Here is a 16,348-nt window from a genome sequence, read left to right as displayed (position 1 = left end):
ACAACAATGAGCAAATTTCACAGCCTGACCATCAAGGACGTGCGCGCCGAGACCCGTGACGCGGTGTCCATCGCCTTCGACATTCCGCAGGACCTGCAAGACAGCTTTCACTTCACCCAGGGCCAGCACCTGGTGATGCGCACGCAACTGGACGGCGAAGAAGTGCGCCGCTCCTACTCAATCTGCACCGGAGTCAACGACGGTGAACTGCGTATTGCCGTCAAGCGTGTGGCGGGCGGCCGTTTCTCGGCGTTTGCCAACGAACAGCTGAAAGCCGGGCACGTCCTGGAAGTGATGCCGCCTGCCGGGCATTTCTGCGTCGAACTCGACCCGCAACGCCACGGTAATTACCTGGCTGTAGCGGCGGGCAGCGGCATCACGCCGATCCTGTCGATCATCAAGACCACCCTGGAAACCGAGCCCCACAGCCGCGTGACCCTGCTGTACGGCAACCGCTCCAGCTCCGGCGCGCTGTTCCGCGAGCAGCTTGAAGATTTGAAGAACCGCTACCTGCAACGCCTGAACCTGATCTTCGTGTTCAGCCGCGAGCAGCAGGATGTCGACCTGTACAACGGCCGGATCAACGCCGAGAAGTGCGAGCAATTGTTCTCCCGCTGGCTCGACGTCAAGGCCCTCGACGCCGCCTTCATCTGCGGCCCGCAGGAAATGACCGAGACCGTGCGCGACAGCCTCAAGGCCAAGGGCATGGCGCCTGAGCGCATCCATTTCGAACTGTTCGCCGCCGCCGGCAGCGAGCAAAAACGCGAAGCTCGCGAAGCGGCCCGCCAGGTGGATTCAGCGGTCAGCCAGATCACCGTCATCAGCGACGGTCGCGCCCTGGCCTTCGACCTGCCGCGCAACAGCCAGAGCATCCTCGACGCGGGCAACGCCCAGGGCGCCGAATTGCCTTACTCGTGCAAGGCCGGCGTGTGCTCGACCTGCAAGTGCAAGGTCATCGAAGGCGAAGTGGAAATGGACAGCAACCACGCCCTGGAAGACTACGAAGTGGCTGCCGGCTATGTGCTGTCGTGCCAGGCCTTCCCGATCAGCGACAAGGTTGTGCTGGATTTCGATCAGCTCTGAAACAACACAACCCCCTGTAGGAGCGAGCCTGCTCGCGATGGACTCGAGATCGCCACGGGGTATCAGCCATCCAGCGTTATCGTTGACGACCATCGCGAGCAGGCTCGCTCCTACAGGGGTCCGGTTCCGACCCGAATACACCGTTTCACCCAAAACAAAAACAACAAAGGAGAGTCACCATGAGCCCGCAAGACATAGAACTCATCCACCAACACCCCAACTTCATCCAGTTGGTGCGACGCAAGCAGAAACTCTACTGGTCGTTGTCGCTGATCATGCTGGTGATCTACTTCGGCTTCGTGCTGCTGGTGGCGTTCTCGCCCGCAACCCTCGGCCAATCCCTGAGCGGCGGCGTGACCACCGTAGGCATGCTGGTGGGTGTGGTGATCGTGGTGCTGGCCTTTGCCTTGACGGGTTTCTATGTCTATCGCGCCAACAACGTGATCGACCCGCTGAATGAAAAACTCAAGCAGGAGTGCGCCCGATGAGCCGCCTTCTTGCCTTGTTCCTGCTGCCGCTGGCAGCGGTCACTGATGTTGCTCTGGCCGCCGACGGCGCGTCCCGCCCACTGAACTGGAACGCCATCGGCATGTTCCTGGTGTTCGTGCTGTTCACCCTCGGCGTGACGCGCTGGGCGGCACTTCGCACCCGCTCCGCCAGCGACTTCTACACCGCCGGTGGTGGCATGACCGGCTTCCAGAACGGCCTGGCGATTGCTGGCGACATGATCTCGGCAGCCTCGTTCCTCGGCATTTCCGCGATGATGTTCCTCAATGGCTACGACGGTTTGCTCTACGCCTTGGGCGTGCTGGCCGGCTGGCCGATCATCCTGTTCCTGATTGCCGAACGCCTGCGCAACCTCGGGAAATACACCTTTGCCGACGTGGTGTCCTATCGCCTGGAGCAGACCCCGGTACGCCTGACCTCGGCTTTCGGCACCCTGACCGTGGCCCTCATGTACCTGGTGGCGCAGATGGTCGGTGCCGGCAAGCTGATCGAATTGCTGTTCGGCATCGACTACCTCTATGCGGTGATGCTGGTCGGCGTGCTGATGGTGTTCTACGTGACCTTCGGCGGCATGCTCGCCACCACCTGGGTGCAGATCATCAAGGCGGTGATGCTGCTGTTCGGCACCACCTTCATGGCATTCATGGTGCTCAAGCACTTCGGTTTCAGCACTGAAGCGATGTTTGCCGGCGCTACCGCCGTGCATGCCAAGGGCAACGCGATCATGGCGCCCGGTGGTTTGCTGTCCAACCCGATCGATGCGATTTCCCTGGGGCTTGGCATGATGTTCGGTACCGCCGGCCTGCCGCACATCCTGATGCGTTTCTTCACCGTCAGCGATGCCAAGGAAGCGCGTAAAAGCGTGTTCTACGCCACCGGTTTCATCGGCTACTTCTACTTGCTGCTGATCATCGTCGGCTTCGGCGCCATCGTCATGGTCGGCACCGATCCGGCGTTCCGCGACGCCAGCGGCGCAATCATCGGCGGCGGCAACATGATCGCTGTGCACCTGGCCCAGGCCGTGGGTGGCAACCTGTTCCTCGGCTTCATCTCGGCGGTCGCCTTCGCCACCATCCTAGCAGTGGTTGCCGGGCTGGCACTGTCCGGCGCCTCGGCGGTGTCCCATGACCTGTATGCCTGCGTGATACGCAAGGGCCAGGCCAGCGAACAGCAAGAAATACGCGTATCGCGAATCGCCACCCTGTGCATCGGCGTGCTGGCGATCCTCCTCGGCCTGCTGTTCGAGTCGCAGAACATTGCCTTCCTCTCCGGCCTGGTGCTGGCCATTGCCGCGTCGGTGAATTTCCCGGTGCTGTTCCTTTCGATGTACTGGAAAGGCCTGACCACTCGCGGCGCCGTGCTCGGCAGCCTGTCCGGACTGGTCTCGGCGATTGTGTTGCTGGTGCTGAGCCCGGCGGTGTGGGTCAACGTGATGCATCACGACAAGGCGCTGTTCCCGTACTCCAACCCGGCGCTGTTTTCCATGAGCCTGGCGTTCTTCAGTGCCTGGCTGTTTTCCGTCACCGACACCTCGCCCCGTGCAGCCCTTGAGCGCGGCCGTTATCTGGCGCAGTTCATCCGTTCGATGACCGGCATCGGTGCCTCCGGCGCCAGCAAACACTAATAACGACCGATCAGTTGGCAGGGAATAAAAATAATGAAACCCGCTCGTACTGCACCTTATGAATCACTGTTTTCGCTGGCCGCCGCATTGAGTCTGCCCATGATCGCCCCTTGCGCCATGGCCGACTTCATCGGCGACAGCAAGGCCCGTATCGAAATGCGCAACCACTACATCAACCGCGATTTCCGTCAGGACAACGCCCCGCAATCCAAGGCCGAAGAATGGGCCCAGGGCTTCACTGCGCGCGTCGAATCCGGGTTCACCGACGGCACCTTCGGTTTTGGTCTCGACGCGCTGGGCGAACTGGGGCTCAAGCTCGACTCCAGCCCGGATCGCCGTGGTACCGGGCTGCTGCCGTTTGGCCCGCAGAGCCATGAGCCCGATGACGACTACAGCGAACTGGGCGTGACCGGCAAAGTGCGGGTGTCCAAGAGCGTGTTGAAACTCGGCACCCTGCAACCCTTGTTGCCGGTGGCGACTTACAACGACACACGCCTGCTGGATTCGACCTTTGAAGGTGGCTTGCTGACCAGCCAGGAGATCGACGGCCTGACGGTGAATGCCGGACGCCTGACCAAGGCCAACCTGCGCGACTCGTCCAGCAACGATGACATCGGCTACGCCGCCGCCAGCAGCGATCACTTCGACTTCGGTGGCGGCAGCTACGCGTTCAGTCCGCAACTGAACCTGAGCTACTACTACGGCAAGCTCGACCAGATCTATCGCCAGCAATTCGCCGGACTGGTGCATACGCAACCACTGGGCAACGGCTTCAACCTGCGCAGCGACCTGCGTTATTTCGACAGTCGCGGTGACGGCGCGGAAAAGGCCGGGCGCATCGACAACCGCAACTTCAACAGCATGTTCACCCTGTCCCACGGTGCCCACAAGGTCAGTGCCGCCTACCAGCAACTGTCCGGCGACAGCGCCTTTCCGTTCCTCAACGGCGGCGATCCGTACGTGGTCAACCTGGTGACGTTCAACACCTTTACCCGCGCCGACGAGGATTCCTGGCAGCTGCGTTACGACTATGACTTCGCGGCGCAAGGCATTCCCGGCCTGACCTTCATGACCCGCTACACCGACGGCAGCCACGTCAAGGCAGGCAGCGTCGACAACGGAAGCGAATGGGAGCGCGACACCGATATCAGCTACGTCATCCAGAGCGGCGTGTTGAAGAACGTCAGCCTGCGCTGGCGCAACGTGACCTTCCGTTCCGGCGATGGCTTGACGACCGCCCTCGATGAAAACCGGCTGATCGTCGGTTACACCCTGGCGCTTTGGTAATTCCCTGAATGGCGTGGCTGTGGCCGCGCCAACACCTTTCACAACCAGGAGCATTCGTGATGTCCCACGCCCCTACTCTGCAAAGTTTCATCGCCGGCCGCTGGATCGGCCAACACGGCGCACAAGTGCTGCGCAGCGCCATCGACGGCCATGAAATCGCCCGCACCCATGAGGAGCGCCCGGACTTCGCCGAGGCCATCGAGCATGGTCGTCGCCAGGGTATCAGCGGCCTGATGGCACTGGACTTCCAGCAGCGCGCCCAGCGTCTCAAGGCACTGGCCCTGTACCTGAGCGAGCGCAAGGAACAGCTCTACGCGATTTCCCATCACAGCGGCGCCACCCGTGCCGACAGCTGGATCGATATCGAAGGCGGCAACAGCACCCTGTTCACCTACGCCAGCCTCGGTTCGCGGGAACTGCCGTCGGGCAACGTCGTCCACGAAGGCCCGGCCATGCAGCTGAGCAAAATGGGCACCTTCGCCGGCACCCACATCCTGGTGCCTCGCGGCGGCCTGGCGGTGCACATCAACGCCTTCAACTTCCCGATCTGGGGCATGCTGGAAAAATTCGCGCCGAGCTTCCTCGCCGGCATGCCGTGCATCGTCAAACCAGCCAGTGCCACCAGCTACCTGACCGAAGCCGTGGTGCGCCTGATGGACGAATCGGGACTGCTGCCAGCGGGCAGCCTGCAACTGATCATCGGCGGCACCGGCGACCTGCTCGACCGCCTGCAAGGCCAGGACGTCGTGACCTTCACCGGTTCCGCCGACACCGCGGCCAAGCTGCGGGTCAACCCGAACCTGATCCGCAATTCGGTACCGTTCAACGCCGAAGCCGACTCGCTGAACTGCGCCATTCTCGCTCCGGACGTGACCCCGGATGACGAAGAATTCGAGCTATTCATCAAGGAAGTCGCCCGGGAAATGACCACCAAGGCCGGGCAGAAATGCACCGCCATCCGCCGCGCCATCGTCCCGGCCAAGCACATCGATGCAGTCGCCACGCGCCTGCGTGATCGCCTGGCCAAGGTGGTGGTCGGTGACCCGTCGGTGGAAGGCGTGCGCATGGGCGCACTGGCTTCCCACGACCAGCAGAAAGACGTGGCCGAGCGTCTGGAATCCCTGTTACAGAGCAGCGACATGCTGTTCGGCGCCCGCGACGGTTTCGAACCACGCGGCGAAAATGTCGACAAAGGTGCGTTCTTCGCCCCGACCCTGTTGCAAGCCCGCGACCCGCATGCCGAAGGCGGCGCCCACGACATCGAAGCGTTCGGCCCGGTCAGCACCTTGATGGCCTACGACGATCTGGACGAAGCCCTGGCCCTGGCCGCTCGCGGCAAAGGCAGCCTGGTAGCCAGCCTGGTGACCAAGGATCCGCAAATCGCCGCCAAGGCGATTCCGGTGGCGGCAGCCCTGCACGGACGCCTGCTGGTACTGGATCGCAACTGCGCCGGCGAATCCACCGGTCACGGCTCGCCGCTGCCACAGCTCAAGCACGGTGGCCCGGGTCGTGCCGGTGGCGGTGAGGAACTCGGTGGCCTGCGCGCAGTGAAGCACTACCTGCAACGCGCGGCGGTGCAAGGTTCGCCGACCATGCTGGCGGCGGTCACCGGCGAGTTCGTGCGCGGCGCCAAGGTCATCGAAACCGACGTGCATCCATTCCGTCGCCATTTCCAGGACCTGCAGATCGGCGAATCGCTGCTGACTCACCGCCGCACCGTCACCGAGGCGGACCTGGTGAACTTCGGCTGCCTGTCGGGCGACCACTTCTACATGCACTTCGACGACATCGCTGCCAAGGAATCGCAGTTCGGCAAGCGCATCGCCCACGGTTACTTCGTGCTGTCGGCAGCAGCCGGTCTGTTTGTATCCCCTGGCGTCGGCCCGGTGCTGGCCAACTACGGCCTGGACACCCTGCGCTTCATCAACCCGGTGGGCATCGGCGACACCATCCAGGCGCGCCTGACCTGCAAGCGCAAAATCGACCAGGGCAAGAAGAGCCCGCAGGGCATCCCGCAAGGGGTGGTGGCGTGGGATGTGGAAGTGACCAACCAGCTGGGTGAGCTGGTGGCGAGCTATGACATTTTGACTTTGGTCGTGAAGCGCGAAGACTGATTTTCATCCGGAATCTCTGTGGGCTGTGCTGGCCTCTTCGCGGGCAAGCCCGCTCCCACAGGGTTCTCTGCTGGATAAAAAATCTGCGGCATCCACAAATCACTGTAGGAGCAAGCTTGCTCGCGATGGTCGTGAACGATGGCACGCGTTTTCTGGATGAACGCGGTGCTCTCGGGTTTTTCGCGAGCAGGCTCGCTCCTACAGGGTTATCGGTAACCCTGAAAAGTCAGTGCTTGCGCAACCACTCGATAAACAGCGCAAACAGTTCCGACTGCGAGCCCACTTCCTCAATGTGATGATGCCGGAATCAACATCGTTCCCCACAGTCCAGCCGCAACCGCTCCGCCACTGTAGATGAATTGCGGCCCGGCACCGCGCCGAATCGCCTGCGTCCCGGCAGCGACGGCCAGCCAAGGCGAAGCGCAGCCCGGATAACCCAACATTGCATCAAGGTCCCGCAATCCCGGCTTATTGCTTGACAGGGGATTTTCTACCAACACCTCTGCAATGGCACCCGCTCCTCGCACATCAAGACCTGCCCGCCAAACCTGCTCGATTGATCTCGATTCAAGCGGCACCCATTCATGCGCCTGACGCGTAGCGTAAAGCAGGTCCTCCGAGGTTGGCTTGAGCGCCTGCTCCGGGCGGTGAAGGTAGGCGATCGGCGCTAACGTGGCCTGCGTCAAACGGTTGCCAAACAACAACCCGACCGCGACTTCCGCCGTGCCTTCGAGCCGCTGTGGCGCAAACTGCACGGCCAAAACCAACAACAACTCCCGGTCAGCAATACGCTTGTCCAGCCACTGGTCCAATGCAGTCAGCCCGCGACCATCGACGGGGCTTATGGGTTGGCGAATGCCGGATTCGCGCCATGCCTGTTGCCACACCCGGTGCCATTGCTGCTCTGGCAAACCGGTATCAACATCCAACAACAGGGCCAGTGGTTGATCATCGGGCAATTGCGCCAAAGTTGGCGCCAGGTCGGCGAGTGTCTGCGCCCATATGCAAAGCAAGATGGCTTCCGGATTTTCATCTGCATCGCAAGACAAAGCACTATGGCGAACAGTTGCTCCACTCATCCTCGACGCTTGAGACTTCAGCACCGTCGCGCCACTCAACAGAGCATCCAGTTGTACTTCCGGATCACCCGCAGGTTCTCCTACAGCCGTTTGCACGCTCACGCCCAGCACCTGTTGCGAGCGACGTCCCTGACGCATCTTTCCGTGCAAATCTTTTTCGCGAGCGCCATCCCAGCCATCGGCGACGCCTTGTTGACCGACGTAAATCAGCACGCGTCCGAATCCCAGCACGCACCACACAAGGAAAGGGATGCCCAAGGCCAGGGGCCAGAAATCCGAAGGTCGCTCAGGTAATGATTCGTCACCGAACAACAGCGTCCCTCCGATGCCCAGCAGGCAAAAGAGCAACAACGTGCCAAGCCAAAGTAAAAATCGAGGGCGCTGGGGGCGCGGTGCGAGAGGAGGCATTTTATCCAGTCTGATTGGCATGACTTCACCTAACTCGCCGAAAAATTTATCGACTTACACTGAGCCCATTTCGTAATCATCTTTATCTTTGCTTGGTAGGAAAGCTTGCACCATCCGGCAGTCGAATCCGTCACCAAAACTCTGTCGCCCTCGATTAAATACATCTTGGTTTTACTCTGCTGTATCGGCTCAGAGCCCCCATCAAAAAGAAATGTTTTCTCTAAAATGGTACCGGTGATTTCTTTGTCAGCAACAATGGAGTAAAACAAGGGTGAACCAACTACCGCTTCAACACTTTTTTTGTCTTTGTACGGATATGTATACGCTGATCGTCCTTGTTCATCGACAGAATCCCCACCCAGATCAAAAAAACGTGTCCGCTTTCGATCAAGAAGTAAAGTTTTGCCCTCCAGTCTAATAACACTTACGTCGTAAATATCACTTACCGGATCCCACGCTCTTGGCGTTTCCATGCGATGGATAACGAACAGCATTTCTTCGCCCAGCCCACCAACTTGAAGAAAAAAAGCATCGGCGATTGTTCCCTCCGTACCCGCGTATGGAAATTCATAAACAAGCTTTGGGCTTTCAGATGGAGCAACCGAGTATAGGGATATTTCATCAGGATCACGGGACAACTGCCCCTCGGTTTGCACCTCTGCTTCTGTGTAGACGAAACATGCTTTCACCCCATGTACATCCATATCGCCATAAGCTGCCCGAAGGCCAATAGCGCTGCACCCTTCATCACTTGCTATTGCCGTCGCCCCAAGCAAATAACCAAAAAATATAATTAACTTAATCACTTCCTTTACACCTACTATCAAAGTGAGCATTGAATACTTTAGTAATCTCCCGCTTGTATTTTTGGCGATCAGGCAAACCTGCCAATCCGGTATTTATGGGGCGAGTCACCGCGGTAACGCCGACGTCCCCACTTAGGGACGGATCTTCCGCAATCGCTGCTATACGCCTTACCTTCCAGAACCACAGTGCTGTTTCTATAGCAACGGCAAAATCTTTCTCCAAAAGCTCTGGGTTAGAGTCAATCGGCAGCCCTGTATCTCTGGCGCATTTCTTATAGGTTTCATAATGCGTGAGATGGATCAACCCTCGTCCTCTAAAATCTTTTCCTGGCTGCTCAGCATTGCCATAACAATGCAAGCCGTAAGCTGCATCGTTTCCTATAAGATATTCATCTATCCAATTCAGTTTTTCTTCATCACTTGCGAAGGAAAGCGCTTTTCTAGAAAACCCCGCATTAATTACAGTCGGAGATAATCTATAAAGTTTGACGGCAGTGTATGTTCGCCTAGAGTAGTTCAATGACTCTCGAAAATGTAAAAACCCGCCAGTCTCCTTCTTTGCTTGCGCTAGCAGATGCGTGATTTGCTCACAGCTATCTAATCCGTATTTCTTGAACAGGTTTTTAGATGCTTCAACCATTGCGCTGATGAAAAGCGGGTTCACTTCGCTGCCGCATATTTCGCTCAAAAAACCTTTCGTTAATTCGAGCGCAATGCCGCATATTTTGCAACTCAGCATTCCGTTTACAGTGTTCGAAAAGTGACCAAACATCCCAATCGGATGAAAGTGATATGCGCTCCCCCACGACGGCAACCCCACCTTTTCCGCAACCTCCCTCCACCACCCCATCTGCGCAATCCGCTGCTTCTCCGCCAGCCAATTCAAGTGCGGCGTCGAGCCGCTATGGCCGAGCAATTCATCCAGTGCGTCCCATATCTTCGGCTGCTGAAACCATTCGCTTTCCTTGTACAGGATCATCTGCGAAATCGCCTGCGCATGGGCCGGTCGCTGAAGGGCCGCTTTCAGTTCCGTGGCCGTTAGCGTGCCGTCGGGGTTGCGTCCGATGATTTCGTACAACCGGCGTTTCATCGGGCCCTTGTCGTCTTTTTCGGCAATGGAACGATAGCGCTCGCGTTCCTCCTCGCTTAAGCGGCCCATCGCGCTGAGAAAAGATGCGAGCATGTGCTTGGGTCTGCTGTAGTCGACGATGACGCCGTAGCCGTCCCAAGCCCATGGACTGACCCAAGACGTTACGTCTGGCTCTTCGCACACCCAGCCATCGAGAAGATTGTTGTCGGCGTCGTGAAGCAATTGTTTCAGGTGATACCAGGTGCGAGCGTTGCGCGTCGAAGTCGCGGGCACCTGGATTTTTTGATCTGCCGGCAGTCCATCCAGCAACTTTTTGGGGACCAGCAAATCGGCAGCACTGCGCGGGCTGGATATACTCGACGCCTGCAATAGCGCAGCCGTGTTATTTCTTTCAGGGGGAACGACGGGCGTGCCAATGGGGAGTTTCAGCCAGGTTCTGTCTTTCTCCAGCAGGCGCTCGGCCCACTCCCGACTGGCGTCGATGAACGCCTCGACGTCATCACCACTGAAGGTTTCCAGGTGCAGTTTCTCATCGGGATGATTCACACCTGCGTCCTGATACAGACCGAGGTGGCCGATCAAATCACCTGCCTTGATTGCGACAGGCTGGTCAAGCACCACGATCTGATCTGTCGCTACCGGCTCAATGGCGCCTTCCAGCGAGTCAAAAAGCACGTACTGGTTGATGCGTTCGAGCTTGCGAAACTCGCCAGCGCCACTGACCGTGACTTCCGATTCAACCGGCAACTCGAAAATGACGTTGTCCGCATCGGAAATCACCGGTTCGGACCGGACGTTGACTGCCCCCCTCGACGAACTGATGCGGGTTTCTTTGGCGTTCGGGTGAAAGAGCAACCGGGCGGCGATATAACCGTTGATCGAGCCGTCAGGGCTGAGCAAACGGCTCGGTCCCAGGCTGCTTTCCAACCTGCGGAACTCGCCGGTGCCACTGATAGCCACTTCGGCTCCTCGCGGCAGAAAGTCGATGACCTTGCCATGCCGCTTGTTGTAAACATTCAACCCAAGCTGCTCGGGCTGACCGGGGCGAGCGTCTTTCGCCGTCTGTGAGACGCGAAAAGTCGCACGCTCGGGCCAGAATATCGGGCGAGCGAGGGTGGCATCCTTCTGGTACTGCGCCCAATCCTGCAGATGCATGTAGAGGCTATAAAAAATCAGGCTTGGTGGCGTGTCCTGGCTGCCTTCGATCTTCGGAGGTTGTAGGTGATGGCGAACCAATACGAAGTTGCGCGAAAAGGGTTTCTCGATTGCTCTGTCTTTGTCGAAGTAAGCGGTTGTCGGCGAATCGGTATCGATGCGGTAGGCCACCACTTCGCCGTCGGCCAGGCAAAACACGCTGGATTGCTTCAGGGTACCGACGGTGCCTTTGTCGAAGTGCACACCGCCGTGCCACATGCCGCCGTTTCCAAGGGGGTAGTAGCCGGCCACTGCCTTGGCCAGGTGGGTCAGTTGGCTCAGGGGATCGCGCGTGTCCTTGAATGGATGGCACCAGTTTTCCACGGGGCGCAGTGTAGAGGTGGCGGGCTCTGCGGCCGGCGTTGTGGGAAGAGATCGGGTATCAGGCTCCGGCAAGTTTGAAACCTGCGGCGCATCGGATCGCAAAGTAGTGTCGTACTTGTGAAGTCCGAAAAGTCGATAAAGAACGCTGGCCATATTGCGTGTCGCTCCTTGTTTTACAAAAGGGGTCAACCAGAGAGATGCCCACGTCCCAGGGCATCAGATTTATGCTCGGCCAATTGAGAACAATGGCCGGCCAGCAGCTTTCTGGAAGCTGGAAATCGTTGAAATAGGAAGGGTCCCGAAAGTACGTAGGATGGTTCCGGAATGGCTGTGCGCCTGATCGGTCAGAATGTGTACGGTCTTGTCGACGGGATGTGGCGAGAGGGGTTTTCGGCTTTTATTTGCAGTGCTTTTTACGAGTGAGCAGGTACTTGTTTAAACGACTTCAAAGTTCTTTCACGAAAGCCACACCACCTTGCGTCGTTGCCTACGGTTACCCCAGAATCCGCCGGCTTGTGCGCCCTGAGGCCGCTCGGTAACTTGATTCGCGTCACTGATGGTCAGTGATCGGGTTTAGTAGCCCGGGCAAGGTTAATGCGGTCGCATGAGCATCATCAGTCAGGTATCTGCCTGCACTTGATGGTAGCTGTGCGCATGGCGTCCTCGGGCGCGCCGGTTTTTGCTTACCCTTGCCGGTCTACTAACTTGCGCACAGCTGCCACCCTCTCGTGTAGTAGCGAGATGGTGCGGCCCTATTACAAAGGGAAGCATTTATGATCAAACCAACACCGAATCCGCCGAACGACAATCCGGCAACAAAAGCCGACCGCATCCCCTCCGCAGCCGATATCCAAGCCACTCCGCGCAAACTGTCCTCGATGTTTTTCGTCAATCCTGAACTCGATGCCGAAAGCCTCCTGGCCCATGCCTGCGAATCGCTGGCCTCGGCCAATGTCATGACGATGGATCTGGCGGACCGCACGCAGGGATCAGGTCGCAATGCGCTGTTGGGTATTGCACAGGTCATCATGCTGGGGGAGTTGGCGGTAAACCGGGCGCTGGACCGGGTCGATCCGCCTGAGTAGAAGCGTAAAAGATCGCAGCCTGCGGCAGCTCCTACATGAGTCGTGTACAACCGCCATTTTGCGGGAGTACGCAGGACCTGTAGGAGCGAGCCTGCTCGCGATGGACGTGAATGATGGCACGCGCTTTCTGGATGAACGCGGTGCTCTTGGTTTTTTCGCGAGCAGGCTCGCTCCTACAGTTGATCTGCGTTGTCTGCTAATGCTTGCGCAACCACTCGATAAACAGCGCAAACAGTTCCGACTGCGAGCCCACTTCCAGTTTCAGGTACAGGTTCTTGCGGTGCATGCGCACGGTTTCCGGTGAGATGCTCATCTGGCTGGCCGTGGATTTCACCGAATGCCCGCGCAACACCATGTGCGCCACTTGCCGCTCGCGTTCGGTGAGCAAGTCGCTGCCAAAATGCTCGAACGCCGACTGCACCCGGTGCTTGAGATCATCGCGCAGGCCCTGGTCTTTTTCGCACTGGATCTCGTGACTGCGCAGCATCCCGCGCTGGCTGAATTCGCTGATAAACTCACGCACCAGCGGTTCCACGGCGCGCAACAGATTCAACTGTTCGACGCTGAGGCATTCACCACCGAAACCTTGATAAAGACTGACGGAAATCTTCGTGTCATTGCCGGTATCGACAATGTAGTAGCTGTCTTCCGAACAGCCCGCCTTCAGGTAATAGGTCTTGTAGTAATCACTGTCGAAGAAGTTGTCCGGGGCAATTTCCTCCAGGTGATAGAAGCCTTGCGCCAGCCCCTGCTCCACCGCCAGGCAGAACGGATCAAGCAAATAGCCCCCGGCAAAATAGCGCTCAAGAATCGAGACCTGATACTCCTGGGCAATCCCGCGCTGATGCAGCAACTGGGGCGCGCGGTCCTTGCGTTCCAGGCTGATCATCATCGACTCGACGGACACCAACTGCGCCAACGCTGACGCCAGGTATTGCAGGGCGTCAGGCTCATCGATATGGGCGAATGCCTCGCGCATTCCCCCATGCCATTTGTGCAATGCCCCGAAGGGCATCGCGATCAGCGTATCGTCGTCTGGTTTGTTCATGCCCCGCAGTCTAGCGGGAGTACAGCCCCTTGGTAACAGCCTGTGTGGCGAATTCATTGGCCGCCATACTGACCGCTGGCCTGAAGCTCCGCTGCCACTTCGACAATGCATTCGCGCAGGGTCTCGACGATTTCGTCGACCTGGGCAAACGTCAGGATCAGCGGCGGCGACATCACGTTCAGGTGCATGATCGGCCGTACCAGCAAGCCTCGGGTCTGCGCTCGGGAGTGAATCATCTCGCCAATGTTGATCTCGTCGGCAAACAATTCCTTGGTGCGCTTGTCCGCGACGAATTCAACGCAGGCCATCAGCTTCAGGCAGCGCACATCCCCCACCAGCGGCAAGTCGCGCAGGGTCGCCAGGCGCTCTTCCAGATAGGCGCCCACCGTGTCGACATGGGCCAGCAGGTTTTCCCGCTCGATGATCTCGATGTTCTTCAGCGCCGCCGTGCAGCACACCGGGTGACCGCTGTAGGTAAAGCCGTGGGTGAAACAGCGGCCCTTGCCCGGCTCGGCGATGACTTTCCAGATGCGGTCGGAAAAGATACACGCGCCCAGCGGCAGGTAGGCCGAGGTCAGGCCCTTGGCGGTGGTGATGATGTCCGGCTGCACGTCGAACACATCATAGGAGGCGAAGAACTTGCCCAGGCGCCCGAACGAGGTCACCACTTCGTCGGCGACGAACAGGATGTCGTAGCGCTGGCACACGTCCCACATGCGCTTGAGGTAACCCCGGGGCGGAATGATCACCCCGCCCGAGCCCATGATCGGCTCGGCGAAGAAGCCGGCGACCTTGTCCGCGCCGATCGAGAGGATCTTGTCTTCGAATTCCTTGACCAGGAACTCGAGGAACTGTGCCTCGTCCATGCCATCGGGCGCGCGGTACGGGTTCGGGTTGGAAACGTGGTGGATCAGCGAGTTGGCGTAATCGAACTCCGGCACGCGGTCGGCGGCCTTGTTGCCGATCGACATGGTCAGGGTGGTGGAGCCGTGATAAGCGTTGAACCGGGCGATGACGTGCTTCTTCTCGGGTTTGCCCCGGCAGTTCTGGTAGTACTGGATCAGCCGGTAGGCGGTATCCACGGCGGTGGAGCCGCCGGTGGTGAGGAACACATGGTCGAGGTCGCCGGGGGCCAGGCTGGCGAGTTTTTCGCACAGCTGGATCGCCACGTTGTTGGACATGTCGGAGAACGGATTGGAGTAGGCCAGCTGACGCACCTGATCAGCGATGGCCTCGGCCATTTCCTCGCGGCCCAGGCCGATGTTGGTGCACCACATGCCGCCCACCGCATCAAGGAAGCGGTTGCCCTGGGTGTCGTAGATGTAGGCGCCATCGCCTGCGACGATGTTCAACGAGCCCTGCTCGGCGTGTTCGTCGAACACGTGATAGCCGTGCATATGGTGAGCCTTGTCGGCCTTGACCAGCCGGGACTCGTCCGCTGGGGAAAAAACGCTGCGTGTTGGCGTCGCCATAAATAAACCTCTAACCGAAATTGACTAACGATCGAAACAAATCAGATGCCGCTTTTCACGGTGCTCCAGACCCGGGTGATCGCCCGCATGTCCTTGGCGTCCTGGGTCTTCTGCGGGAACAGGCGCTCGCGGGTCTGTGCATCGGGGTAGATCGCCGGGTTGTCGCGCACATCGGCGTTCAACAACGGCGTGGCCGCCGCGTTGCTGTTGGCGTAATTGATGTAATCGCTCACATCGGCCATCACCTGCGGCTGCATCAGGTATTCGAGGAATTTGTGAGCATTGGCGACGTGTGTCGCATCGGCCGGGATGTACATGTTGTCGAACCAGATCAGCGAGCCTTCCTTGGGAATGAAGTACGCCAGGTCGATCTTCTTCTTGGCTTCGGCGGCGCGGGCCATGGCGGTGGCGTAGTCGCCGGACCAGGTCATGGCCATGCACACGTCGCCGTTGGGCAGGCTGGTCAGGTAGTTGACCGAGTCGAATTTGCGGATGTAGGGCCGCACCGACAGCAGCAATTCCTGGGCGGCTTTCAGGTCCTCCGGTGCGGCGCTTCTCGGGTCGCGTCCCAGGTAGGTCAAGGCCATGGGAATGACTTCGGTCGGGGCGTCGAGCAGGGTCACGCCGCAGTCGGCGAAGCGCGAGACGATTTTCGGGTCGAAGATCATCGCGAGCGAGCCGATCGGCGCGTCCGGCATGCGTTCCTTGATCTTGTCGACGTTGTAGGTGACGCCGTTGCTGCCCCAGGTATACGGCGCCGAGTACTGGGTGCCCGGGTCATAGCCCTGCAGGTCCTCGAGGATCTGCGGATCGAGGTTGGTCCAGCCCGGCAACTGTTTTTTATCCAGCGGCTGGAACACCTTGGCCTTGATCAGCGGTGGCGCCAGGGAGGCATTCAACACGATCAGGTCATAACCGGAATGGCCGGTGAGCAATTTGGCCTGCACCGTTTCATAGGAATCGAAGGTGTCGTAGACCACCTTGATACCGGTGGCCTTTTCGAAATCGGCGATGGTTTTTTCACCGATGTAGTCCGCCCAGTTGTACAGCCGCAGCGTATTGCCATCGTCCACTTGAGCGGCGTAGGCATTCAAGGTCAGCGGTACAACAAACAGACTGGAAATCACCTTAAGCAGTGTCTTGCCCATAGCAAATGCACCTTATAGCGAGTTCGGCTCTGGATGAGCGGATGCCCTCACTATTGGTCGATTCACCCGGCGGGACCAT

At 58.9% G+C, this 16,348-nt stretch carries 12 protein-coding genes; 6 read left to right on the top strand and 6 right to left on the bottom strand.

Annotation, left to right across the window (positions count from 1 at the left end):
- Positions 1-6: 6 nt before the first annotated feature.
- From paaE to paaZ, 5 genes are all read left to right on the top strand, one after another.
- Entirely contained in the window at positions 7-1,083 is a 1,077-nt protein-coding gene (gene paaE / locus KGA88_RS15100) for a 1,2-phenylacetyl-CoA epoxidase subunit PaaE (RefSeq protein ID WP_223592224.1), read from the top strand.
- Positions 1,084-1,262: 179 nt separating this feature from the next.
- Positions 1,263-1,571: a DUF485 domain-containing protein gene (locus KGA88_RS15095; protein ID WP_110663183.1), complete on the top strand. Its 309-nt coding sequence runs from the start codon at positions 1,263-1,265 to the stop codon at positions 1,569-1,571.
- Complete coding sequence (locus tag KGA88_RS15090) at positions 1,568-3,214, top strand: cation acetate symporter (protein WP_223592212.1); 1,647 nt, start codon at positions 1,568-1,570, stop codon at positions 3,212-3,214. The genes KGA88_RS15095 and KGA88_RS15090 overlap by 4 nt, the downstream gene beginning before the upstream one ends.
- A gap of 33 nt (positions 3,215-3,247) precedes the next feature.
- Complete coding sequence (locus KGA88_RS15085) at positions 3,248-4,501, top strand: OprD family porin (RefSeq protein WP_223592209.1); 1,254 nt, start codon at positions 3,248-3,250, stop codon at positions 4,499-4,501.
- Between the two features lie 59 nt (positions 4,502-4,560).
- Positions 4,561-6,615: a phenylacetic acid degradation bifunctional protein PaaZ gene (gene paaZ, locus KGA88_RS15080; protein ID WP_223592207.1), complete on the top strand. Its 2,055-nt coding sequence runs from the start codon at positions 4,561-4,563 to the stop codon at positions 6,613-6,615.
- Positions 6,616-6,902: 287 nt separating this feature from the next.
- Here paaZ and KGA88_RS15075 read toward each other — a convergent pair whose 3' ends face one another.
- From KGA88_RS15075 to KGA88_RS15065, 3 genes are read right to left on the bottom strand one after another with little or no spacing between them, the layout of a single operon-like run.
- The gene (locus KGA88_RS15075; protein ID WP_223592200.1) at positions 6,903-8,123 is read right to left on the bottom strand and encodes a hypothetical protein; all 1,221 of its coding nucleotides are present in this window, start codon (positions 8,121-8,123) and stop codon (positions 6,903-6,905) included.
- An 8-nt stretch (positions 8,124-8,131) separates the two neighbouring features.
- A complete protein-coding gene (locus KGA88_RS15070) occupies positions 8,132-8,908 on the bottom strand; it encodes a hypothetical protein (protein WP_223592198.1) in 777 nt (258 codons plus the stop codon).
- Entirely contained in the window at positions 8,901-11,669 is a 2,769-nt protein-coding gene (locus tag KGA88_RS15065) for a glycoside hydrolase family 19 protein (RefSeq protein ID WP_223592196.1), read from the bottom strand. Before KGA88_RS15065 ends, KGA88_RS15070 begins: the two co-directional genes overlap by 8 nt.
- Positions 11,670-12,289: 620 nt before the next feature.
- On the opposite strand from KGA88_RS15065, the gene KGA88_RS15060 reads away from it, so the two are divergent.
- A complete protein-coding gene (locus tag KGA88_RS15060) occupies positions 12,290-12,601 on the top strand; it encodes a DUF6124 family protein (RefSeq protein ID WP_223592193.1) in 312 nt (103 codons plus the stop codon).
- 196 nt (positions 12,602-12,797) lie between these two features.
- Here the strand turns inward: KGA88_RS15060 and KGA88_RS15055 are convergent, their stop codons facing one another.
- The 3 genes from KGA88_RS15055 to KGA88_RS15045 are packed head-to-tail and all read right to left on the bottom strand — an operon-like array spanning position 12,798 to position 16,269.
- Positions 12,798-13,706, bottom strand: coding sequence for a helix-turn-helix domain-containing protein (locus tag KGA88_RS15055; RefSeq protein WP_223592190.1), 909 nt, complete (start codon positions 13,704-13,706; stop codon positions 12,798-12,800).
- Positions 13,703-15,121 (bottom strand): aminotransferase, encoded by a 1,419-nt coding sequence (locus KGA88_RS15050; protein ID WP_223592181.1) that lies wholly within the window; start codon positions 15,119-15,121, stop codon positions 13,703-13,705. Before KGA88_RS15050 ends, KGA88_RS15055 begins: the two co-directional genes overlap by 4 nt.
- A 41-nt stretch (positions 15,122-15,162) precedes the next feature.
- Positions 15,163-16,269, bottom strand: a complete 1,107-nt coding sequence (locus tag KGA88_RS15045; RefSeq protein ID WP_110660305.1) for a polyamine ABC transporter substrate-binding protein — start codon at positions 16,267-16,269, stop codon at positions 15,163-15,165.
- Positions 16,270-16,348: the final 79 nt, after the last annotated feature.

The organism is Pseudomonas sp. A-R-19, assembly GCF_019956575.1.
Taxonomy (GTDB): Bacteria; Pseudomonadota; Gammaproteobacteria; order Pseudomonadales; family Pseudomonadaceae; genus Aquipseudomonas.
Note: the sequence above shows the minus strand (reverse complement) of the source record. Positions and strands in the feature narration are given on the sequence as shown.